The following is a 20,839-nucleotide window of genomic DNA, read 5'->3' as shown; positions in this document are numbered from 1 at the left end:
CCGTTACCTTTAGCGGGGAAGGAGCTTTCCGCGCTGCCATGCTTCAGCAGCTTCATCGGCACTCATGCCTTCTACCCGCATGGCGTAATCCATGGCGCTAATGATTTTGGCGCTCAACATCAGTTCGTCCAGTTCATCCACAAGGTCCGTCTCCAACTCGTCACGCAGACCATCGCGGAGTAGAAGAGTTGCCTCCATATCTGCCCCCATGGCTTTTTTGGGGTCATTGAGGATGCGCAACCCGCCCTGATGGAACAGAAAACAGGGTTGGAACAGGGGCAGAATACTGGGCGTTTCCGCGCCAAGGGCAACGTTTAGCCTTGCAAGCGCTTCCTCATCAGGCAGCACGTCAAGGCTAAAGCCCGCAGCGGCCAGATTATAGGCGCTTAACACCTGCTCCATGCGTTTTGCCAAAGAGTGAGGTGTGACAATAACGCGGCAGACATCTTGCCCAGCGGGGCCAGCCAGATCGCTCAAAGACGTGAGGGGGCTGTTCTCGTCGGAAATGCAGCAGCATGCTTCTGGCCGGAACAGGCTGCCCAATTGTGTGATGCCGGGCGAAAGCAGGGAGGAATCCTCATCCGGTAGCCATGCGGCAACGTAGAGATCAATTTCCCCTTTGTGCAGAAGATCCGCCAGGGCCTGCTTGGGGCCGGTTACAATTTCGGGTTCTACGTCGTTGGCTTCGAGAACCCGAATGATTGTGGCTGCCGTCGCCTCATGAATGGTGGACTCAGGATAGGCGAGTGTCAGGGATGTCATTTCGGGTTCCTCTGGATCGGTCGGGACTGCAGGACGTCTGCCCTGTCCTTGCCGCACCGCAAAGTGCAGTGGCAATCCCTCAAATGGAAATATCTGCTTCCATCGGGCATTTTATGCAGGTCAGGGCAAAGAAAAACCGCCACCCCAGCATGGGAATGGCGGCTGAAAAGCACCAGAAAAGTAGTTTTGGGGGGTCAGGCGGCAACAATATCCTGTTTGACCGGCAGAACAGGGCGGATCATGTTCAGGGCATCCGCAAAGGATGAAAACTGGCCCAGAGTGTTGTCACGGACTGCATCCATAACAATCCAGCGGTTGCCGCGGGAGTAAACCTTGTAAGCAGGATTGGACGTTTCGCGCACCCACACCAGAACATAGCCGGAGGACACGCCTGCCTGTTTTTCTTCTGCGGGAAAAATATCTGCATCGCAAATACCCATGGGCTGGCTGGCGGCAATCCAGCGGTCCAGATAATCGCGGTGGCGGCACATGATTTCCATCTGGAACGGGATGATCTGGCAGATGTTCTGTGTTTCCGACTGGTGCAGCATATGTCCTGTATCCCCTACATCAAAACCCGGTGGCTCTTTCTGATTTTGAGAGTAAGGGCGAAACCCGACGCCGCGCTACAGGAAAGAGCGTCCTTTCGCCTCATAAAAGGGCAGGTTGAGGGGGTAGTGACGAAAAAAACACAGAAACGCCGATTGTGGCGGTAAATTATGCACAAAAAATATCCTTATGATTAAAAAATAGGCACGCAATGCGGTCTCAAGAGGGCCGAGAGTGAGTTCTAATTAAACACGTGATCTTTTGCAGGGTTGCTCGCCGGATTGCATGGGGCCTGAAAGCTGTCTGCATGAACTCTCAGGCAGAAGCGTAACGCAGCTTGGTTGCAATCGGTTTTTGGCTCCGAGTTGGGGGGGCTTGTTTTTCCAGAACGGCTTTAAGTTTGTTAAAGGCTTGTGGGGTGGTGTTGGCTGGCGGTTACGGCCGTGGCCGATTCTTTCAAAACCGCTCTGATTATTCCATGCAGGCTGTGCCGGTGCTTATCCCGCCATAACGCAAGAGCAGTATGCGGCTTTATCCATTTTTCGGACGGATTGTGGTGTGTTCTGTGCCGCATCGTTTTTGCGGGGGATGGAACGTATTCCGGCAGGCTTCAGAAAGTGCAGCATCACAAATTTGTGACATGAAGAAAAGTGCGTGAAGCTGGCGCGGTTTTCATGCTTTTCTGTGGCAGCACACTTATGACTGTGCTACGCATGCGTTGGGCATGTTTGCAGTATTCAGGAGGGGGAATGATGGGCTTTTTGTTCAAAGCACGTAAACCTGTCAACCCATTCTGGCAGTTTGCCCGTTTTTCAATATCCGGAGAAGCTTCCGCCTTCTCCGCACTCCAGGATCAAGACCGTTGAAAAGTAACAGGACCGACCGCAGCCCCCGTTCTCCTCGCCGCGGCGGATTTGATGACGACAATTATATGTCGATGCCTTCTTTCGGTGAACGCCCCGCTTACGGTGGCGGCGGTGACCGTGGTGGGTTTGCTCCGCGTCGGCCCGCTGGTGGTCCGCAGGTTATCGCTTCCGGCCCGGAAGTGGGTGCAGCCGTCAAGTGGTTCAATGGCGAAAAAGGCTTCGGCTTTGTCGAACTCGCTGATGGATCTGGCGATGTATTCCTGCACGCCAATGCGCTGTCTCAGGCTGGTGTGCAGGGTGTAAACCCCGGCGCCACTCTGGTTGTGCGTATCGGTCAGGGCCCGAAGGGTCGTCAGGTCGCCGAAGTCATCTCTGTTGATGAAAGCACGGCTCAGCCGGAACGTCCGCGTAGCCCCGCTGGTGGTCGTCCGGGTTTTGGCGCACGCCCTGCGGCTCGCCCTGCTCCTGATCTGTCCGACGCTGAAGACACGCGCGGTACCGTTAAATGGTACAACGCTGTTAAAGGCTTTGGCTTCATCACGCCTGAAGGCGGTGGCAAGGACATTTTCATCCACGCTTCTGCTCTGGAACGCTCCGGTCTGCCCGGCCTGAATGAAGGTCAGGGTGTGAACGTGAAGGTTGTTCAGGGCCAGAAAGGTCCGGAAGCTGCTGAAGTGACCTCTGCCTGAGGCACTGCTTTTTAGCGGTAAGTAAGAAAAAAGCCTCGGTTTAGACCGAGGCTTTTTTTATGGCCGATTTCTGGCTGACTGGTTTTCAAAGCCAGCACGGTATTGCGGGTAGATGAGGGCTAGTAGTCGCCCTTCCCCTTGTTGCGGATCAGGCGGGCTTTGTCGCGCTGCCAGTCGCGGTCTGCCACGGTCTGGCGTTTGTCCACGCTCTTTTTGCCAACACCCAGACCAAGGGTGACCTTGGCAAGCCCCCGGTCGTTAAAGTGAATGTCCAGTGGCACAAGGGTAGCCCCCTGCTTGGCGATGGCCCCCATGAACTTTTGGGCCTGCTTGCGGTGCATGAGCAGTTTACGTGGTGCGCGCGAATCAAAGCGGGAAAGCACCCCGCCCTGATATTCGGGAATGTAGCTGTTAAAAAGCCAGAGTTCACCGTTGCGCTCGCCCGCAAAGGATTCGCCAATTGTTGCGCGGCCCAGTCGCAGGCTTTTAACTTCTGGCCCTTTAAGCACCAGTCCGGCCTCAACGGTTTCCTTTATGGCGTAGTTGAAGCGCGCCTTACGGTTTTGTGCGACCATGCCGTGGGAGATCATGGTGCTTTTGCTCGATTTTCCAGCCATGTTCAGCCTAGCAACCCGACTTCAACCAGTGCCTGCCGTACTTTATGGCGTGAGTCATCGCTTAAAGGGGCCAGTGGCAGGCGGCAGGTTTCCCCGGCAAGGCCAAGCAGGCTTGCCGCATATTTGGCGGGTGCCGGATTGCTCTCGCAGAACAGGGTGTCATGCAGGGGTGTCAGGCGGTCCTGAATGGCAATGGCCTCCTGCGTCCGCCCTGCTTGCCATGCGGTCTGAACGGCGGCGCACAGGGCTGGGGCAATGTTGGAGGTCACGCTAATGCAGCCATCTCCCCCCGCAGCCAGAAAAGCCACCGCCGTGCCATCTTCACCAGAAAGCTGGTTAAAGGGTTTATCCACCGCGCGACGAACCTGAAGTGGGCGGAACAGGTTGGCCGTTGCGTCCTTTACCCCGATAATATTGCCGTGCTTTGCCAGACGGGCCGTTGTTTCCACGCTGATGTCAATAATCGAGCGGCCCGGAATATTGTAAAGAATAACCGGAATGGAAACCGCGTCAGCCACCGCCATGAAGTGCCGGTAAAGCCCTTCCTGCGTTGGCTTGTTATAGTAGGGTGCCACAACAAGAGCGGCAGCGGCCCCAGCCTGCTCGGCATGGCGGGCAAGGTCTACGGCTTCGGATGTGCTGTTGGAGCCTGCGCCTGCAATAACCGGTACACGGCCATTGGCAATTTTTATCGTGCGCTCAACAACCGCATGGTGCTCGGTGTGTGACAGGGTCGGGCTTTCCCCCGTTGTGCCGACTGCGCACAGGCCAGCGGTGCCTTCCTTGATCTGCCAGTCCACCAGTTTTTCAAACGAGTCAAAATCCAGGCTACCGTCCCGGTTCATCGGGGTGATGAGTGCAGTGATGGAGCCGGAGAAGAATGTATGAGGCATGGAGCAGTCACTTATCCTGGAATGGCATCTGCGGGGGCGGTGCGCGGTGTATCCTGCCCGTTGGCGGGTGCATGGCGCCGAAAGGGCGATTGTTGATAGACGCCTAGAATTGTGGCGTTTTTGGAGAAAAATTCAAGTTCGGCCAAGGCTTTGCCCAGATGGGAATCGCCGGGGTGGCCTTCTACATCCATCAAAAACCGTGTGGCGGCAAATGTTTCGCCCGACATGTAGCTTTCCAGCCGGGTCATGTTAACGCCGTTGGTGGCAAAGCCGCCAAGCACCTTGTAGAGCGCGCCGGGGCTATTTTGCACGCTGAAAAGCAGCGTGGTCATAACATGGGGCGTATGGGGGGCGGGTTCATGTGGTGTGCGCGCCGTAATATAAAAGCGCGTGGTATTGTGGGAGGCGTCTTCCACATTACGCTGCAAAATTTCCAGCCCGTAGAGTTCCGCTGCAAGGGCCGAGGCCACGGCTGCGTCTTCAGGGTTCTGCCAAAGGGCAACCAGTTCCGCAGCCCCTGCCGTATCAAACTCGGTAACCGGGGTCAGGTTATGGTTTTTAATCAGGTTGCGGATCTGGGCCATGGCAACGGGGTGTGTATGCACGCGGCGGATCTGGTCCATGCGTGTGCCGGGCACAACCAGCAGGCAGTGTTCTACTCGCTGGAAGTGTTCGCCAATAATATGCAGCCCCGCAGCAGGCAGAAGCGAGTGAATATCTGGCACACGGCCTGCCAGACTGTTCTCACACGCCAGCATGGCCTGTTCAGCCTTGCCTGCGTGTACGGCATCTATGGCATCGGCAAAGCTATGGCATGGCAGGGTGGTCCAGCCGGGCCGGGCGGCGCGGCAGGCCATATCGGAATACGCACCATGCATGCCCTGAAAGGCGATAACTTTGTCCATCATGGCCTTTTAAGCTCCAAGCAGGCGGCGTGCCCGTTCCAGATCCTGTGGTGTATCAACCCCAAACGGTGCGATTGCAATACGTGCACAGCCAATACGCATACCATCTTCCAGTGCGCGAAGCTGCTCCAGACTTTCACGCTTTTCCAGTCCTGATGGGGGGAGTTGCACAAAGCGCGCAAGGGCGGGCCGCCGCCAGCCGTAAATGCCAACGTGGTGCCACAATGGGCCTTGCCCCCAGGGAATGGGCTGGCGAGAAAAATAGAGTGCCGCCGCCTGTTGCGTGGTCTGGTCAAAATGGCATGCAACCTTGACAACCGATGCCGCTGTCGCCTCCTCTTCCGAGGCAATGGGGGCAACCAGTGTGCCAATATCAAATGCGGGATTATCCATAACCCCAAGTACTGCGCGCAGTGTGTTCGGCTCAAGGGTGGGCAGGTCACCTTGCAGGTTGATAATGGTGTTGTACTGCCCGTGTGGATCAAGTGCCTGCACGGCCTGCCAGACCCGGTCTGAGCCTGATGGCAGGTTGGCATCGGTCAGGATGGCCGTGCCCCCGGCGCTGGTTACCACGTTGCAGATTTCTGGTTCGGCGGCGGCAACCACAACCGGGCCAATATCCGCCTTGAGTGCCGCGTCCAGCACATGCACGATCATGGGGCGTCCGGCAATGTCGGCCAGCGGCTTGCCGGGGAGCCTTGTGGAGGCAAGTCTGGCGGGGATGACAACAAGGGGTGGCATGATCAGCTTGCTCCAAAGAACCACGCGGCTTATAGCCGTGGAAAAGCGCCGCGCAGTCTAGGAAAGCTGCAATGCAAACGCAACCAGTGATAAACAGGGCAGAAATGCGGATGGATGGCAGGTTCCTGAACAGGGTGGCGGTTTCGGTCCTGCTGAGTGCTGTGGCTATGGGGGGAGCACTTGTCACCGCCCGTTCCGTTGTGCCGGATACAGCGCCAGTCACCCCTGTTTTTCGTCTCCCTTCCCAGCAGAGTGTTGCTATTGCGCCGTTTGTGCAGCGCGCGAGTGTGGCGCATGGTGGCCAGTTGGTGGGGCATATTTGCACCCAGTGCCATGCGCTTGTCGCCGGGGGCGAGAGCGCAGGACCGGTTCTGGCTGATGTTGTAGGGCGTACCATTGCCTCCCTGCCCGGCTATGCCTATTCCGCCGCATTACGCCAGCATGCCGGACAGGTCTGGGATGACCAGCGACTGTCCGACTGGCTTATGGCCCCTGCCCGTTACGCTGTGGGGACACGCATGTCTTTTGCAGGCTTGTCAGACCCACAGGATCGAGCGGATGCGATAAGCTACCTGCATACCCTGCACACTCCCTCCCCCACCCCGATAACAGGACCCTCCCGATGAGCCAGCAACAGACGATTGATCAGTTTGTGGATGTGGCAACCATGCTGGCAGATACGGCGCGGAGCGTTGTGCGCCCGTGGTTCCGCCGCGGTGTGGATGTGGACAGCAAAAAGGACGCAAGCCCGGTAACGGTTGCCGACCGAACCGCCGAGCGGGTCATGCGGGCCATTCTGGCGGAACGCCTGCCCGAGCACGGTGTGTTTGGTGAAGAGTTCGGGCAGAATAATGCAGGCGCGGACTACCAGTGGTTGCTGGACCCGGTCGATGGCACCCGTGCCTTTGTGACCGGTCGTCCGCTGTTTGGTACGTTGATCGCGCTTTTTTACAAAGGTGAGCCGGTACTGGGTATTTTGGATCAGCCCGTTCTGGCTGAACGCTGGATTGGTGTTAAGGGGCGCAAAACCGTATTTGCTTCCACCTTGGGGGGGCAGGCCTGTACCCGGCAGGGCGTGGCGCTGGAAAGTGCGGAAATGTCCTGCACATCGCCTGAGATGCTCGAACTGGCCCCGCATGACAACTGGAAGCAGCTCAAGCAGCAGGCCCGCCGCATGACATGGGGGGGGGATTGTTATGCTTACGGCCTGCTCGCCCTTGGTCAGATTGATCTGATCGCTGAATGTGACATGAATCCATGGGACTGGGGCGCGCTGGTGCCGATTGTGCAAGGCGCTGGTGGGGTCATGAGCGCATGGGATGGTTCCCCCTTGCGCATGAACGGAGACCGCACGGTGCTGGCCGCAGGTTCGGCCGCCCTGCACAGTGAAGCCGTGCGGATTCTGCGCACGGGTTCATAAGATTTATTAAGGGCAATATCGGCAAATTTGGCGGCTCAGACTATGCATTGGCCCAGTTTTGGGATAGGTCTGCGCTTCGGTACAACAGCGATGGTCAGTCCAATATGAGCACGAGCACGCACCTGTCCCTCTCCAAGGACAAGATCCGTATTCTTCTTCTGGAGGGTATCCACGATAGTGCCGTCGCCCTTCTTAAAGCCTGTGGTTACGAGAATGTCGTACGCCATAAAGGAGCGCTTGAAGGCGATGCGCTCAAAAAAGCGCTTGAAGGCGTGCATATTGTTGGCATCCGCTCCCGTACGCAGTTGACCAAGGAAGTCATTGAAGGTGCTGATCGCCTGATGGCCATTGGGTGCTTCTGCATTGGCACCAATCAGGTTGATCTGGAAGCAGCACGCCTGAACGGGATTCCTGTTTTTAACGCGCCTTACAGCAACACGCGCTCCGTGGCCGAACTGGTTATGGGCGAAATTGTTATGCTGATGCGCCGGATTTTCCCCCGCTCGGTTGAGTGCCACCAAGGTGCATGGACCAAATCCGCAGCCAATAGCTGGGAAGTGCGCGGCAAAACCCTTGGTATTGTGGGTTACGGCTCCATTGGTTCGCAGCTTTCCGTGCTGGCGGAAGCCTTTGGCATGCGGGTTGTCTACTACGATGTGGTGGACAAACTTGGCCACGGTAACGCCCTGCCGGTAGACACGCTTGATGACCTGCTGGCCCAGAGCGATGTTGTCAGCCTGCATGTGCCCCAGTTGCCGACCACGGCAAACCTGATGGGTGCGGAACAGATTGCCAAGATGAAGAAGGGTTCCTTCCTCATCAACAACGCACGTGGCAATGTTGTGGACTTGGATGCACTGGCCAAGGCGTTGGAAAGTGGCCACCTGTTGGGGGCCGCCATTGACGTGTACCCCAAAGAACCCAAGGGACCGGGTGATCTGCTGTCTACCCCCATCATGGGGCTGGATAATGTTATTCTGACCCCGCATATCGGTGGTTCCACAGCGGAAGCGCAGGAACGCATTGGCGTGGAAGTGGCCCGCAAGCTGGTCGAATACTCGGATGTGGGTTCCACGTTCGGTGCAGTCAACTTCCCCGGTGTTCAGCTACCACAAAGCCCGCGTGGCACGCGCTTCATGCATGCCCATCACAACATCCCCGGTGTTATGATGAAGCTGAATGAAATTTTCCTGCGCGAAACCTGCAACGTGACCGCCCAGTTCCTCCAGACTGATGGAGAAATTGGTTATGTGGTGATCGAAGCCGATACAGGAGGCGACACCGATCTGGATGATCGTCTGCTCAAAGCCCTGCGTGAGCTGGATGGCACGGTACGTGCCCGCCTGATTTACAAAGGTCGTTAAGCATGGGCTGCGGAGAGCAGGAATGATTTATTCCCGCATCCGCAGCTTTGCATTTTCGGGTATTGAGGCCCGACCTGTCTGGGTTGAGGTGCAAATCTCGTCAGGCTTGCCTGCATTTCTGGTTGTGGGGTTGCCAGACAAGGCGGTTGCCGAAGCGCGAGAGCGCGTACGGGCCGCCTTGACCGCCATAGGGCTGGCACTTCCAGCCAAGCGCATTCTTGTTAATCTTGTGCCTGCGGACCTCCCCAAGGAAGGCTCGCATTTTGACCTGCCCATTGCATTGGCCCTGCTGGCTGCCATGGGGGTCATTCCCGCGGAAGAAGTGGGCCGCTACGCAGCCCTTGGCGAACTCTCGCTCGATGGACGGCTTAACCCTGTTTCTGGCGTGCTCTCTGCATCGCTGGAAGCCGCTTCCATGGAACTTGGTATTGCGTGCCCTATCCAACATGGGGAAGAAGCCCTGTGTGGTGGAGATATCGCCATTCTTGCGGCACCAGATTTGCTGGCGTTGATCAACCATTTTACTGGCCAGCAAATCCTTTCCTGCCCTGTTTTTTCCAGTAACGTCCCTTCTCCCGCCACCTCAGAACCGGACCTTGCGGACATCAAAGGGATGGAAACTGGGCGTAGGGCGCTGGAAATAGCGGCGGCTGGTGGGCATTCCCTTTTACTCTCCGGGCCGCCGGGGGCTGGCAAATCCATGCTTGCCGCACGGTTGCGCGGGTTGCTGCCGGACCTGCTGCCATCGGAAAGTCTGGCTGTTTCACGCATTTATAGTGCTGCGGGATTATTGAAGGATGGCAGACCCATGCGCCGCCCTCCCGTCAGGGACCCGCACCATTCCGCCAGTCTGCCTGCGCTGGTTGGTGGCGGCGCGCGTGCCAAACCTGGAGAGATCAGTCTGGCGCACCATGGCGTGCTGTTTTTGGATGAACTGCCAGAGTTTTCGCGCGCAGCCCTTGAGGCCCTGCGCCAACCGCTGGAGACCGGGCAGGTCAGCATTGCCCGTGCCGCCGTGCACGTAACCTACCCTGCCCGCTTCCAGTTAATAGCGGCCATGAACCCCTGCCGTTGTGGGTATATGGGCGATGCTATGCGGGAATGTAGCAAAGCCCCCCGTTGTGGGGCGGATTATCTGGCCCGTCTGTCCGGCCCACTTATGGACCGTATTGACCTGCACGTAGCCATGCAGCCGTATGAACCGCTTGGTTATATGACACAGGCGGATGGAGAGACGAGTGCTACGGTTGCACAGCGCGTAGCACACGCCAGAGCACGGCAGACACACAGGCAAGGCGCGCACAAGAATGCCGAAGCGGCACTCAATGTTCTCTCCCTGACCAAAGATGCGCAGGATATGGCGCAGGCCGTGGCTGAGCGGTTTAGGTTTTCAGCCCGTGGGTATACGCGCCTGTTACGTGTCGCCAGAACCATTGCCGATCTGGCGGATGCGTCAGATGTAGAGCCTCAGCATATTGCCGAGGCTGCCACATTCCGGGTCCGCTCTAACCCGTAAGCTCTTTACAGGCTGTGATGCAGAGCATTGAAGGCCTGCTCCAGATCGTCAATCAGATCCTGCGTATTTTCCAGACCAATTTGCAGCCTGAATGCGGGGAGTTCTGGCTGTTCTGTGCCAAAACTGCGCGTTATGCCGCCAGTGGTCGGGAGTACGAGGCTCTCATACCCGCCCCATGAGGCGCCAATGCCAAACAGGCTCATGGCGTTGATCATGCGCTCCATGTTCTGCCGCGTGTATGGGGTGTTCAACACCACGCCAAACAGACTGCCTGCACCAGTAAAATCGCGCTTCCAGAATTTGTGGCCGGGGCAGTCTGGTAGTGCCGGGTGCAGGACCTGTGCAACCTCTGGACGCTGCTGTAGCCATGTTGCAACCTGTAAGGCCGTGCGTGCCTGCTGCGCCAGACGGACCCCCATGGTGCGCAGGCCACGCAGAGTCAACCAGCAGTCATCGGGGCCTGCAAGCTGGCCAAGCTGGATGGAGGCATCGCGCAGGATATGCCAGCTTGCCTGATCAGCCACGGTTACAGCTCCGGCAATAACATCCGAATGGCCGGAGGGGTATTTGGTCAGCGCCTGAATGGAAACATCCACGCCATGCTCAAACGGGGCAAAAATGCCAAATCCCCATGTGTTGTCCAGAAAAAGCCGGGCGCCATGCTGGTGTGCAACGTCTGCCAGCATGGGAACATCCTGCACTTCAAACGTGTGGCTCCCTGGGCTTTCGGTAAAAATGATGCGGGTATTGGGCCGCACGTACTCTTCCACTTCGGACCTGCTGGCACAGGGGGGGAAGTAGGAAATATCCACCCCAAACCGCCTGAGCATGTTTTCGGCAAAGCGGCGGGTTGGGCCATAAACACTATCGGCCAGCAGGCAGTGATCGCCTGCTTGTAAAAAAGCCAGCAAGGGCGTTGTGCATGCAGCAAGGCCGGAACTGACAATCTGGCAGTCCGTGCCCCCTTCTATATGGGCGATCAGCTTTTCCAGCTCATGCTGGGTGGGGGACCCCATGGCGCCATAGATACTGACGTGGTCATAACGCTCCTGCCCCTTGCGGTTCATGCTTTTGAGCGAGGGAAAGAGCACGGTGGAGCCGCGCTCTAACGCTGGGTTTACATAAGTCCCTGCCTCTGGCGGGGCTGCACGGCCTGTGTGGGTCAGGGCTGTGCCGAGTTTTTGCCATCCGGCATCAACACTGTTGCGCTCAGTCATGTGTTTTATCCATTGTAATGGGCATGTCTGGCGTGCTGCCCCATTCTGCCCAAGATCCATCATACAGGGCGTTGGATGTAAATCCTGCCAACTCTAGTGCAACATTCAAAACGGCTGCGGTCATGCCTGAACCACAGGTGGTTATGGGGTGGGTTGTGGCAGACACGCCTGCTTGCAAAAACAGGTTCTGAAGTTGTGCGGGGGGGAGGAAAAATCCGTTTTCATCCAGAACAGTTTTGTAGGGAATATTGCGCGCACCCGGCATATGCCCCGATTTTACGCCCGCGCGGGGTTCGGGGGCGGTGCCGTAAAAACGCGCAGCACTGCGGGCGTCCAATATGGGGCGGTTTTGCAGCCGGATATGTTCAAGCATATCCCCCAGCCCGGCCAGACGCGCGTATTCCGTTCTTGGATGGTAGGTTTGCGGAGTATGCCGCGCCCCATCCCCTTGTTCCACGGGAAGGTTCTGCTGCTGCCATGCGTTGAGACCCCCGTGGATAATCTGGGTTTTTTCATGCCCGAACAGGCGTGTCATCCACCATGCCCGGCAGGCGGAAGCCACATTGCCCTGATCGTAAAAAACAATATGTGTCTGCGGTGTTATACCCAGTTCGCCAAACAGATGCGCAAATCGCGCGGCGGAAGGCACGGTATGCGGCAAAGTGCTTTGCGGGTCGGAAAAAACATTGATGTCAAAATACTGGCTACCCGGAATGTGGCAGGCCTTAAAATTTTCCTGCGGGTCAAATGTTTCCCCGGGCAGCGTTGTTGTCGCGTCCAGAAAACGGACAGTGCTGTCCTTTGCAAGTGTTGGTAGAAAAGCACCGGGAATGAGAGGAGACATGACCAAAGGCCTTATGGAATTTTCAAAACAGAACATTCACGTTCACATAGTCCGTGGCAACTGGCAAACGTGTTTATTGGATTTGCGATGGGGTGCACAAAGCCTTTATCGGAACTGACTGGAAAGTCAGTGCGGAATGCGCCATACCATTAAACCGATCCGCCGTTGTCTTGATAAGAGAGACACAGAGTTTTAAGGCGTTCCGTGGTTTATTGCGCGCATGACAGATGGTCACACATTGACGGCTGAACGTATTCTCCGGTTTTTATTGCTGGCAGGGATCGCATACGGTTGCATAGCCGTACTGGTGCCTTTTTCCTCCGCCCTGCTCTGGGCGGGTGTGTTGACCTACACCACATGGCCTCTGTTCCAGTACTTGCGGCGGAGTATGGGGGCTAATGCTGCCAGCCTGATCATGACCGTGCTGTGCGCTGTTTGTGTGGTGTTCCCTCTGGCTCTGCTGGCATCGGCCTGTGTGGCGTCCGGCCCACGCTGGGCGCTCCAGCTGACAACTCTTTTCGGGCAGGTCAACCAGCTTCCTCCCCTTCCCCGCTGGTTGGACAACCTGCCTGTTTTTGGGCCGGATATTCACCATCGCTGGGCATTGTGGAGCCGGAACCTCGGGCTTGCAGCCGCAGAACTGCGGCCTTACGCGGGGGGGATTATCCAGTCGGTGCTGAGTGTGCTGATGCAGATGGCCAATGGTGCGCTGCATCTTGTTACGGCACTGTTTATTTCCTTCTTTTTCTGGATCAGCGGTTCCATTTTGTGGGACACGTTGCAGGCTGTTATTCTGCGTATTGCCGGACTTCAGGCCGGACGGCATCTTTCCATTATTGCCAGTACGGTCCGTGGTACGGTTTACGGTATTCTGGGCACCGCCATTATTCAGGGTATCCTAACCGGGCTGGGGTTGTGGATGTTTGGCGTGGCCGAGCCTGTTATTTTGGGCGGTATTGCCGCATTTTTGGCTGTTTTCCCTGTTGGCGCGCCCTTGGTGTGGATACCGGCTGCCGTATGGCTGTTTGTGACCCACCATCAGCTTAAGGGTATCCTGCTTATTCTGTATGGCGTGGTTTTTATTTCTGGCGCGGACCATCTGATCCGTCCGCTTTTTATCGCGCGCGGGTCAAAACTGCCTTATCTGCTGACCGTACTCGGGGTTATTGGTGGGTTGCTGGCATTTGGTGGCGTGGGCATTTTTCTGGGGCCAGTTCTCCTTGCCATCGGCTTTACGCTGACCATGGAGTTTGCTCAGGGCGAGCCGGCACGGCCACCACTGGATGATACAAGGAATATTGCACCATGAAACGCCGTCTGGCCCGTTTTGTTGAGCTTGCCTCCAAAGGACGGCGTAGGCATCCGGTAGCCAATGACACTCCGGGTGTGAAGATTATAAGCTGGAACCTGCTACGCCGAACCGGAGCCACAGTGCACGATGTGGCGGCCCTGATAGAGGCGGAACAGCCAGACATTCTGCTTATGCAGGAAGCCACGGTGGAAATAGACGTGCTGCCCGATGTGATCGGCGGGCACTATGCGCGCTCTCCCCTACCGGGGCGTATTCACGGCGTAGCATGCTGGAGCCGTTTGCCTTTTGCGCGGCCACCGCGGGCATGCACCATTCCCTCTGGGCCGATTGTTAAACGCCACGCCCAGATAATAGATTACGCCCAGTTTTCTCTGGCCAATGTGCATCTCTCCCATGGGCAGATGCTAAACCGCAGGCAGTTGCGGCGGATTGCTTCTTTACTGTCCGCGCCATGCGCTATTCTGGGGGATTTTAATCTGGTTGGGCCAACCCTCGTGCCCGGCTTTGCCGATGTGGGGCCAAAAGCGCCAACGCACCGCATGGTTGACCTGCTTCCCATCCGGTTGGATCGTTGCCTTGTGGAAGGCATGGTCTGCTCGGATGCGCAGGTCCTGCCCGTTTTTGCATCGGACCACAGGCCAATAGCCGTTACGCTCCGGCCAGAAATTGGCCGACGGGTGGCGGTGGCCGCTTACAGGTAGGGCATAAACAGTCTGGCAAAGGAATCCCGTATGCGGGTCAGGGTGTTCCGCTTGTCCAGATCATAATGTGTTAGCCGGTGGTTGCGATGCTGACATATGAAGTCATCCATGATTTCTGCCATGGTCACGTCATATGTTTCCATATTGATTTCAAAGTTCAGGCGTAAACTACGAATATCAAGGTTGGAACTGCCAACAAAAGACCATGCCTTGTCCACAACCATAAGCTTGGAATGGTTAAACGGCGGGTTGGCGTGCCAAACCCTTGCCCCAGTATCCAGCAGGGGCGAGATATTGGCAGCGCAGGCCCAGTCCAGTGGGCGATGATTACTGCGTAGCGGAATAATAATATCCACCTGCACACCACGCAGGGCGGCCAGACCAAGTTCAGACAAAAAACGGGCGCCCGGTAAAAAATACGGTGTCATCAACCGTATGCTTTTGCGTGAGAGCGTAATGGCCTGCAACATGGTGTATTCAATTTTTTCCAGATCCGTATCCGGGCCAGCCGTAACAATACGGGCCAGAGACGTGCCCTTACCTGCATGTTCTTGCAAAAACAGGTCCCGGTTCAATCGCTCCCCGGTTGTAAAAAACCAGTCCCATGCTGCAACCTGCGCCAACTGGTGCACAACCGGCCCTTCGATCCGAAAATGCGTGTCGGATACGGGGTGGCGCGGCTTGCGCGTGACCAGATTATTGTCGGCAATATTCAACCCCCCCATGAAGCCGATACCGCCATCCACGACCAGAATTTTGCGGTGGTTCCGCAAATTCAGGAACGGCATGCGCCACGGCAGGAGGGAGTGCATGAACCGTGCGCACGGAACCCCTTCCCTTTTTAAGTAACGGTAGATGGGGGATAAAAAATACCCGCTGCCAATGCCGTCTACGAGAACACGTACATTGACCCCTCTTTTATGGGCGGCAATCAGCCTGTCCGCAAAAAGCTGTCCGCTTGCATCGTGCCGAAAGATATAGGAACACAGGAGAATACTTTTGGTCGCTTTTTCAATGGCGTCCAGCATATGTGGGTAAGCGCCGTCTCCATCGTGCAGGCAGGTTATGCTGTTATTGCCAACAACGGGGCGGGTTGTCAGTTTACCCACCATCAAAGCCAGAGGTGCAAACTGGCCGTCCAGCTCTCTGTTCCATGAGGAAAGGTCTGCCCCTTCCTGCCTGTGTGCGGTACGGTCCCCCACCAGTTTTTTGGCCAACCGCGTTACACGGTTTATCCCGAACATAAGATAGAGAACGGTGCCCAAAAACGGCATGAGAACACAGATGCCAATCCACCCTATGGCAGATGACGTGTTCCGTTTTGTTAGAAGAATATGCAAACTGACACTGGTAACCAGAGTCAGGCGCATACACGCAACAAGAAAAGCTGTTGTGGAAAACTGGAGATCAAAAAGCATGGTGGAGAGAAGGCTTTCACAACAAGCGGCTGACGTCCACAGCATAGCGAATAAGTGTTCTGCAAAACAGGTGCGTATCTCTACCGCAAAGCGCGCCAGAGGTCTTGCCTCCTACCAGAGCGGACTGGCGGCGGAGGATGCTGTTTGCCAAAAACTGCGGAGTGCTGGTTGGAATATTCTGCTACAAAGAGCCAGAACGCGCCGGGGTGAGATCGATATTGTTGCACAACATGGCGCAATGATCTGTTTTATTGAGGTCAAACAGCGCCAGACATTGCAAGACGCAGCGGAATGTCTGTCCGCAGCACAGTCTGGCAGATTGTATAGAGCGGCGGAGTGCCTGCTACAGAGCCACCCGCACTGGCAGTATGATGAACTGCGCTTTGACCTGTTTATGCTGGATGCCAACGGTCAGATGGAATGGCTCGAAGATATTATTCGCCAGATGTAAAAAGGCTGACCAATAACCGGAAGAACCTGTTCAGGGGTAAACGCTATACTCAGGTACGATGGTGGTGCTTGCTGCTATGGACCACGGTATGCGCGGTCGGGTGGTAGCTGACCAGATGCACCATTTTACCATGTTGCGCAGAGGCCAGAACCACTTTGTGGGAGGTCCGACTGCTGGCCGATGAGGCATGACGAACAACATGCCGCACACGGATAACAGGTGGTGGAGCAGTCAGGGAGGCAAAGGTTAATTTGCTGGCTTCCAGATCGGAAAGAACGCGTTCCGCATGCACTGAAGAACTGGTGGCTATTACACTCAGACCAATACTGGCCAGAGCAAAAAGCCCGCGTACAAACGGAACTCGCGTCATTAACCTTAGCCCCCTGATCTTATGTCTGCCTGAAACTATACAAAGCAATTGCAGGCTGACAACCTATAATTCAGGCGGATGCGTTGCAGGCGATGTTTTTTTCCTGCAGCAATTTCTGCAGTTCACCAGTCTGGTACATTTCGGTCACAATGTCGCACCCGCCGACAAACTCGCCCTTAACGTAAAGCTGGGGGATGGTCGGCCAGTTGGAATAGTCCTTAATGCCCTGACGCAGTTCAGAATCTGCCAGAACATTGGCGGCTTTGAACGGTACGCCAATATGCTGAAGAATCTGCACAACGCGGGCAGAAAAGCCACACTGTGGGAAATCAGCATCCCCTTTCATGAAAAGCATGACAGGGTTGGAATCAATGTCCTGCTGGATGGTCTGCTTGATGGAATCAGTCATGGTCAGTAGTCCTTGATCGTGTGGAAGACGGCCTTGGTCAGGGAGCGGACGTACGAAGGGCAAGTGCATGCAGCTTGCCTCCCATATGCCCTTCAAGCGCATTATAAACGAGCTGATGCTGCCTTACACGCGGCACATCACGGAAGGCCTCGCTTACAATCGAACAGGAATAATGATCCCCGTCTCCCGCCAGATCGTCAATCTTGATCTGGGCATCGGGGAACGCCTTCAGAATATAAGCTTCAAGTTCTGTGGCAGACATAGCCATGGTGCTGTCTCTTCCCTATTGGTCCATCAACGCAGGAAAAAAGCTTTCGTGCGCGGATTTAAGGCGTGCAGCAGATATGGTGACACCGCTGGGCAGAATCAAATCATTTCCACCTGAGCGGCCCATCAGGCGTGCAGGCACCCCTGCCTGTGCGGCTTTGGCGCAAAAAGCTGCGGCATCGGCAACACAGACCAGATAGCGGGCCTGATCCTCACCAAACCAGAAGGCTTCTGGGCGGATGCCGGAATCAGGGCTTTCCAGTTCGCACCCATGACCTGACGCCATAACCATTTCGGCAGCGGCAACAAGAATGCCCCCGTCTGCAATGTCATGGCATGCGCTAATCTGCCCGGCCTGAATTTCGGCGCGGACAAAATCCCCGTTCCGTTTTTCTGCCGCCAGATCCACCGTTGGGGGTGCGCCTTCCTCACGCCCCAAAATCTCACGCAGCCAGATAGACTGGCCGAGTTGTCCTTTGGTCTCGCCAATCAGCACCAGATCGCTGTTGGCCTGCATGCCAAGACCAATAGCCTTGGACACATCTTCCAGCACGCCAAGTCCACCAATAGCCGGGGTGGGCAGAATGGCCTGCGTTGTGCCATCGGGCATCCGGGTTTCGTTGTACAGAGAGACGTTGCCGCTCACGATGGGGAAGTCGAGAACCTTACAGGCCTCTCCCATCCCTTCGAGTGCTGCGATGAACTGCCCCATGATCTCCGGCTTTTCAGGGTTGCCAAAGTTCAGGTTGTCCGTCACGGCCAGAGGGCGCGCACCGGTTGCGGTAATGTTCCGCCATGCTTCAGCTACGGCCTGTGCCCCGCCAGTGCGCGGGTCCGCCTGACAGTAGCGTGGTGTGCAGTCCGTGGTCAGTGCCAGAGCGATCTGTGTGTCGTCCACTTTAACAATGGCCGCATCGGCAGCACCGGGGCGGCGGACTGTCTGCCCGCCTACTGTGCTGTCATACTGGTTCCATACCCATGCGCGGGAGGCAAGATCGGGCGAGGCCACAAGCTGGAGCAGCATGGCATCGAGGGAAAGCGGTGCGTGCACACTCCCCAGTTCATCCGGCTTTGTTGGCGCAATGGAGGGACGGTCATAGACCGGGGCTTCATCTGCCAGGGGTTCGAGCGGAATATCGGCTTCAAGCTGGCCTTTATGCTTGATGACAATATGCCCGGTTTCGGTCAGGTGACCGATAATGGCAAAGTCCAGTTCCCACTTTTCAAAAATCTTGCGGGCAAGCTCTGTACGGTCGGGGCGCAGGACCATGAGCATGCGTTCCTGACTTTCGGAAAGCATCATCTCATATGCGGTCATGTTGGGTTCGCGCTGGGGCACGGCATCAAGGTCCAGCTCAATGCCCACGCCACCTTTTCCAGCCATTTCTACAGCGGAAGAGGTGAGGCCAGCAGCCCCCATGTCCTGAATGGCGACAATGGCGTCTGTCGCCATAAGTTCCAGACAGGCCTCGATCAGCAGTTTTTCAATGAAGGGGTCGCCCACCTGCACTGTTGGCCGCTTGGAAAGCGCGTCCTCATCAAACTCGGCGGAGGACATGGTGGCACCATGAATACCATCCCGCCCTGTGCGAGAACCAACATAGACAACGGGGTTGCCCACACCTGCCGCAGCAGACAGGAAGATGCGGTCCTGCCGGGCAATGCCCACCGTCATGGCGTTTACAAGCGGGTTGCCATCATATGCAGGGTGGAAGTTGATTTCCCCCCCCACGGTTGGCACACCCACACAGTTGCCGTAGCCGCCAATACCGCGCACCACACCGTCCACAATACGGCGGGTCACAGGGTTTTCCGGGCTGCCAAAACGCAGGGCGTTCAGGTTGGCAACCGGGCGCGCGCCCATGGTGAACACATCGCGCAGAATGCCGCCCACACCAGTGGCCGCACCCTGATAGGGTTCGATAAAGGAGGGGTGGTTATGGCTTTCCATCTTGAAGATGGCGGCATAACCCTGCCCGATATCCACAACACCTGCGTTTTCGCCCGGTCCATGGATAACCCATGGTGCTTTGGTGGGCAGGCCACGCAGCCATTTGCGGGAGGATTTATAGGAGCAGTGCTCCGACCACATGACGGAAAACACACCGAGTTCCGTCAGGCTGGGCGTACGGCCCATGATCGACAGAACACGACCGTATTCCTCGCCCGTCAGGCCGAATTCACGCGCCAGGGATTCATCAACGGTTACAGGCTTATTCACCGGACAAGAGCCTCCACCAGACCTTCGAACAACGGCAGACCGTCCTCTCCCCCCATGAGTGGATCAACCAGATCCTCGGGGTGGGGCATCATGCCGCAGATACGTTTGTTTTCGCTCAGAACACCGGCAATGCTGTTCACGCTGCCGTTCGGGTTGCTGGCTCTGTCATCCGCCTGCACACGCCCTTTGGCATCGGCGTAGCGGAAGGCAACGCGGCCCTCGCCTTCGAGTGCTGCAAGGGTCTGGGCATCGGCGGTATAATTGCCATCACCATGTGCTAGCGGCGTGCGGAAGATGTCTCCCTTTTTCCAACGCCGGGTGAAGGGGGTCCCTTCAACCTCCACGCGCAGGTGGCAGTCCTGCGAGAGGAACCGCAGGTCCGCATTGCGCAGCAGAGCGCCGGGGAGCAGATTGCTTTCCGTCAGGATTTGGAAGCCATTGCAGACACCCAGAATGTGCCCACCCCTGGCGGCAAAATCACGCACAGCGCCCATGATGGGAGAATGCGCCGCCATGGCGCCGCAACGCAGGTAGTCACCATAGCTGAAGCCACCGGGCAGAACGACCAGATCAATACCGCTCAGATCTGTCTCATGGTGCCAGATCATACGGGGAGCCTGCCCGGTCACGCGCCGCAGGGCAATGGCCATATCCCGCTCCCGGTTCGTGCCGGGAAATACGACAATCGCTGCTTTCATTTTTTCACGTCACACGGGTAAGAGTCATGCAGGGCCGTGAACACACTCTCGCCTACTGGTTTGGCCAGAGAGTCAGGGTGTGCTTTCAGCCAAGTCAGCACCTTGGCGCGCATGGCGCCAATGTCTTCCGATGCGGGAACACAAAAGCCCGTGGGGGCTGTGGCATCGCCTGTATTGCGGGCGTTGATCTGGGCGAGGGTCACGCCATCGGTCAGGCCGCTCAGATAGGCATCGCATGCTGTGCGGGTGGTGGAACTGGAGCACATTTTGCCCAGAGCGCCCGCCTTCATGGGGGCCAGCCGCTGGGCGTGGGCCAGACCGGGAACTGCCAATGCGCCAGCAAGGGCGATCAGGGCAAGGCGCTTCATGCCACAACCTCGACCGAGTAGTCCTCGATGACCAGATTGGCCAGCAGGTTACGGGCCATTTCGCCCGCTTTTTCGTGCGCTTCCTCGGCTTTAACGCCGAGCAGGTCCAGTTCTATGATCTTGCCAACGCGTACGTCCTGCACACCATCAAAGCCCAGTGTGTGCAGTGCGTGGCCAATGGCCTTTCCCTGCGGGTCCAGAACGCCGTCCTTCAGCATGACGGTTACACGTACTTTCATTC

Annotated in this window: 24 protein-coding genes; 8 read left to right on the top strand and 16 right to left on the bottom strand. The window is 56.8% G+C overall.

Annotated elements, in window-relative coordinates; all coding sequences use genetic code 11:
• Nucleotides 1-9 precede the first annotated feature (9 nt).
• A complete protein-coding gene (locus AABE20_RS00860; protein WP_338331393.1) occupies nt 10-762 on the bottom strand; it encodes a glycine betaine ABC transporter substrate-binding protein in 753 nt (250 codons plus the stop codon).
• Nucleotides 763-956: 194 nt separating this feature from the next.
• Nucleotides 957-1,313, bottom strand: coding sequence for a hypothetical protein (locus AABE20_RS00855; protein WP_338331392.1), 357 nt, complete (start codon nt 1,311-1,313; stop codon nt 957-959).
• An 860-nt stretch (nt 1,314-2,173) separates the two neighbouring features.
• On the opposite strand from AABE20_RS00855, the gene AABE20_RS00850 reads away from it, so the two are divergent.
• Nucleotides 2,174-2,866, top strand: coding sequence for a cold shock domain-containing protein (locus AABE20_RS00850; protein ID WP_165990423.1), 693 nt, complete (start codon nt 2,174-2,176; stop codon nt 2,864-2,866).
• A 119-nt stretch (nt 2,867-2,985) separates the two neighbouring features.
• Here AABE20_RS00850 and smpB read toward each other — a convergent pair whose 3' ends face one another.
• From smpB to AABE20_RS00830, 4 genes are read right to left on the bottom strand one after another with little or no spacing between them, the layout of a single operon-like run.
• Nucleotides 2,986-3,483 (bottom strand): SsrA-binding protein SmpB, encoded by a 498-nt coding sequence (gene smpB / locus AABE20_RS00845; RefSeq protein WP_338331391.1) that lies wholly within the window; start codon nt 3,481-3,483, stop codon nt 2,986-2,988.
• Between the two features lie 2 nt (nt 3,484-3,485).
• A complete protein-coding gene (gene dapA / locus AABE20_RS00840) occupies nt 3,486-4,376 on the bottom strand; it encodes a 4-hydroxy-tetrahydrodipicolinate synthase (RefSeq protein ID WP_338331390.1) in 891 nt (296 codons plus the stop codon).
• A gap of 11 nt (nt 4,377-4,387) precedes the next feature.
• Nucleotides 4,388-5,284, bottom strand: coding sequence for a prephenate dehydratase (locus tag AABE20_RS00835; RefSeq protein WP_338331389.1), 897 nt, complete (start codon nt 5,282-5,284; stop codon nt 4,388-4,390).
• Between the two features lie 6 nt (nt 5,285-5,290).
• Nucleotides 5,291-6,025: a 3-deoxy-manno-octulosonate cytidylyltransferase gene (locus AABE20_RS00830; protein ID WP_338331845.1), complete on the bottom strand. Its 735-nt coding sequence runs from the start codon at nt 6,023-6,025 to the stop codon at nt 5,291-5,293.
• A gap of 107 nt (nt 6,026-6,132) precedes the next feature.
• On the opposite strand from AABE20_RS00830, the gene AABE20_RS00825 reads away from it, so the two are divergent.
• The 4 genes from AABE20_RS00825 to AABE20_RS00810 all read left to right on the top strand — a co-directional run bounded on the left by AABE20_RS00825 (nt 6,133) and on the right by AABE20_RS00810 (nt 10,322).
• Entirely contained in the window at nt 6,133-6,648 is a 516-nt protein-coding gene (locus AABE20_RS00825; protein ID WP_338331388.1) for a c-type cytochrome, read from the top strand.
• Complete coding sequence (locus tag AABE20_RS00820; RefSeq protein ID WP_338331387.1) at nt 6,645-7,442, top strand: inositol monophosphatase family protein; 798 nt, start codon at nt 6,645-6,647, stop codon at nt 7,440-7,442. Before AABE20_RS00825 ends, AABE20_RS00820 begins: the two co-directional genes overlap by 4 nt.
• Before the next feature lie 104 nt (nt 7,443-7,546).
• Complete coding sequence (gene serA, locus AABE20_RS00815; RefSeq protein WP_338331386.1) at nt 7,547-8,806, top strand: phosphoglycerate dehydrogenase; 1,260 nt, start codon at nt 7,547-7,549, stop codon at nt 8,804-8,806.
• Between the two features lie 22 nt (nt 8,807-8,828).
• Nucleotides 8,829-10,322, top strand: a complete 1,494-nt coding sequence (locus AABE20_RS00810) for a YifB family Mg chelatase-like AAA ATPase (RefSeq protein ID WP_338331385.1) — start codon at nt 8,829-8,831, stop codon at nt 10,320-10,322.
• Between the two features lie 5 nt (nt 10,323-10,327).
• On the opposite strand, the gene metC is transcribed toward AABE20_RS00810, so the two are convergent.
• The gene (metC, locus tag AABE20_RS00805; protein WP_338331384.1) at nt 10,328-11,539 is read right to left on the bottom strand and encodes a cystathionine beta-lyase; all 1,212 of its coding nucleotides are present in this window, start codon (nt 11,537-11,539) and stop codon (nt 10,328-10,330) included.
• A complete protein-coding gene (locus tag AABE20_RS00800; protein ID WP_338331383.1) occupies nt 11,532-12,383 on the bottom strand; it encodes a sulfurtransferase in 852 nt (283 codons plus the stop codon). The genes metC and AABE20_RS00800 overlap by 8 nt, the downstream gene beginning before the upstream one ends.
• 220 nt (nt 12,384-12,603) lie before the next feature.
• Between AABE20_RS00800 and AABE20_RS00795 the strand changes: the two genes are divergently transcribed.
• Both AABE20_RS00795 and AABE20_RS00790 read left to right on the top strand, forming a co-directional pair.
• Nucleotides 12,604-13,692 (top strand): AI-2E family transporter, encoded by a 1,089-nt coding sequence (locus AABE20_RS00795; RefSeq protein ID WP_338331382.1) that lies wholly within the window; start codon nt 12,604-12,606, stop codon nt 13,690-13,692.
• On the top strand, nt 13,689-14,396 hold the full coding sequence (locus tag AABE20_RS00790; protein WP_338331381.1) for an endonuclease/exonuclease/phosphatase family protein: 708 nt from the start codon (nt 13,689-13,691) through the stop codon (nt 14,394-14,396). The genes AABE20_RS00795 and AABE20_RS00790 overlap by 4 nt, the downstream gene beginning before the upstream one ends.
• Here AABE20_RS00790 and cls read toward each other — a convergent pair.
• Complete coding sequence (cls, locus tag AABE20_RS00785) at nt 14,387-15,814, bottom strand: cardiolipin synthase (protein ID WP_338331380.1); 1,428 nt, start codon at nt 15,812-15,814, stop codon at nt 14,387-14,389. The genes AABE20_RS00790 and cls overlap by 10 nt on opposite strands.
• A gap of 70 nt (nt 15,815-15,884) precedes the next feature.
• Between cls and AABE20_RS00780 the strand changes: the two genes are divergently transcribed.
• Nucleotides 15,885-16,265 carry a YraN family protein gene (locus AABE20_RS00780; RefSeq protein WP_338331379.1) on the top strand — a complete coding sequence of 127 codons (381 nt, stop codon included), beginning with the start codon at nt 15,885-15,887 and terminating at the stop codon, nt 16,263-16,265.
• A 49-nt stretch (nt 16,266-16,314) separates the two neighbouring features.
• Here the strand turns inward: AABE20_RS00780 and AABE20_RS00775 are convergent, their stop codons facing one another.
• From AABE20_RS00775 to purS, 7 genes are all read right to left on the bottom strand, one after another.
• A complete protein-coding gene (locus AABE20_RS00775) occupies nt 16,315-16,635 on the bottom strand; it encodes a hypothetical protein (RefSeq protein ID WP_338331378.1) in 321 nt (106 codons plus the stop codon).
• Between the two features lie 70 nt (nt 16,636-16,705).
• Complete coding sequence (gene grxD / locus AABE20_RS00770; RefSeq protein WP_338331377.1) at nt 16,706-17,044, bottom strand: Grx4 family monothiol glutaredoxin; 339 nt, start codon at nt 17,042-17,044, stop codon at nt 16,706-16,708.
• A gap of 37 nt (nt 17,045-17,081) precedes the next feature.
• On the bottom strand, nt 17,082-17,312 hold the full coding sequence (locus AABE20_RS00765; RefSeq protein WP_025825210.1) for a BolA/IbaG family iron-sulfur metabolism protein: 231 nt from the start codon (nt 17,310-17,312) through the stop codon (nt 17,082-17,084).
• A gap of 15 nt (nt 17,313-17,327) precedes the next feature.
• Nucleotides 17,328-19,532, bottom strand: coding sequence for a phosphoribosylformylglycinamidine synthase subunit PurL (purL, locus tag AABE20_RS00760; RefSeq protein ID WP_338331376.1), 2,205 nt, complete (start codon nt 19,530-19,532; stop codon nt 17,328-17,330).
• Nucleotides 19,529-20,230: a phosphoribosylformylglycinamidine synthase subunit PurQ gene (purQ, locus tag AABE20_RS00755; RefSeq protein ID WP_338331375.1), complete on the bottom strand. Its 702-nt coding sequence runs from the start codon at nt 20,228-20,230 to the stop codon at nt 19,529-19,531. The genes purL and purQ overlap by 4 nt, the downstream gene beginning before the upstream one ends.
• Entirely contained in the window at nt 20,227-20,598 is a 372-nt protein-coding gene (locus AABE20_RS00750) for a Rap1a/Tai family immunity protein (protein ID WP_338331374.1), read from the bottom strand. The genes purQ and AABE20_RS00750 overlap by 4 nt, the downstream gene beginning before the upstream one ends.
• Nucleotides 20,595-20,837 (bottom strand): phosphoribosylformylglycinamidine synthase subunit PurS, encoded by a 243-nt coding sequence (purS, locus tag AABE20_RS00745; protein ID WP_338331373.1) that lies wholly within the window; start codon nt 20,835-20,837, stop codon nt 20,595-20,597. The genes AABE20_RS00750 and purS overlap by 4 nt, the downstream gene beginning before the upstream one ends.
• Nucleotides 20,838-20,839 lie beyond the last annotated feature (2 nt).

It is taken from the genome of Acetobacter zythi (assembly GCF_963921165.1).
In the GTDB taxonomy this organism is placed as follows: domain Bacteria; phylum Pseudomonadota; class Alphaproteobacteria; order Acetobacterales; family Acetobacteraceae; genus Acetobacter.
Note: the sequence above shows the minus strand (reverse complement) of the source record. Positions and strands in the feature narration are given on the sequence as shown.

Bases quoted from the DNA above. Each gene is read 5' to 3' on its own strand.
- dapA (WP_338331390.1), bottom strand. From the start codon at position 4,376: ATGCCTCATACATTCTTCTCCGGCTCCATCACTGCACTCATCACCCCG.
- AABE20_RS00800 (WP_338331383.1), bottom strand. From the start codon at position 12,383: ATGTCTCCTCTCATTCCCGGTGCTTTTCTACCAACACTTGCAAAGGAC.
- smpB (WP_338331391.1), bottom strand. From the start codon at position 3,483: ATGGCTGGAAAATCGAGCAAAAGCACCATGATCTCCCACGGCATGGTC.
- AABE20_RS00855 (WP_338331392.1), bottom strand. From the start codon at position 1,313: ATGCTGCACCAGTCGGAAACACAGAACATCTGCCAGATCATCCCGTTC.
- AABE20_RS00810 (WP_338331385.1), top strand. From the start codon at position 8,829: ATGATTTATTCCCGCATCCGCAGCTTTGCATTTTCGGGTATTGAGGCC.
- AABE20_RS00790 (WP_338331381.1), top strand. From the start codon at position 13,689: ATGAAACGCCGTCTGGCCCGTTTTGTTGAGCTTGCCTCCAAAGGACGG.
- purS (WP_338331373.1), bottom strand. From the start codon at position 20,837: ATGAAAGTACGTGTAACCGTCATGCTGAAGGACGGCGTTCTGGACCCG.
- AABE20_RS00825 (WP_338331388.1), top strand. From the start codon at position 6,133: ATGGATGGCAGGTTCCTGAACAGGGTGGCGGTTTCGGTCCTGCTGAGT.
- AABE20_RS00860 (WP_338331393.1), bottom strand. From the start codon at position 762: ATGACATCCCTGACACTCGCCTATCCTGAGTCCACCATTCATGAGGCG.
- AABE20_RS00750 (WP_338331374.1), bottom strand. From the start codon at position 20,598: ATGAAGCGCCTTGCCCTGATCGCCCTTGCTGGCGCATTGGCAGTTCCC.
- AABE20_RS00765 (WP_025825210.1), bottom strand. From the start codon at position 17,312: ATGGCTATGTCTGCCACAGAACTTGAAGCTTATATTCTGAAGGCGTTC.
- grxD (WP_338331377.1), bottom strand. From the start codon at position 17,044: ATGACTGATTCCATCAAGCAGACCATCCAGCAGGACATTGATTCCAAC.
- serA (WP_338331386.1), top strand. From the start codon at position 7,547: ATGAGCACGAGCACGCACCTGTCCCTCTCCAAGGACAAGATCCGTATT.
- cls (WP_338331380.1), bottom strand. From the start codon at position 15,814: ATGCTTTTTGATCTCCAGTTTTCCACAACAGCTTTTCTTGTTGCGTGT.
- AABE20_RS00835 (WP_338331389.1), bottom strand. From the start codon at position 5,284: ATGATGGACAAAGTTATCGCCTTTCAGGGCATGCATGGTGCGTATTCC.
- AABE20_RS00795 (WP_338331382.1), top strand. From the start codon at position 12,604: ATGACAGATGGTCACACATTGACGGCTGAACGTATTCTCCGGTTTTTA.
- purQ (WP_338331375.1), bottom strand. From the start codon at position 20,230: ATGAAAGCAGCGATTGTCGTATTTCCCGGCACGAACCGGGAGCGGGAT.
- metC (WP_338331384.1), bottom strand. From the start codon at position 11,539: ATGACTGAGCGCAACAGTGTTGATGCCGGATGGCAAAAACTCGGCACA.
- AABE20_RS00820 (WP_338331387.1), top strand. From the start codon at position 6,645: ATGAGCCAGCAACAGACGATTGATCAGTTTGTGGATGTGGCAACCATG.
- AABE20_RS00775 (WP_338331378.1), bottom strand. From the start codon at position 16,635: ATGACGCGAGTTCCGTTTGTACGCGGGCTTTTTGCTCTGGCCAGTATT.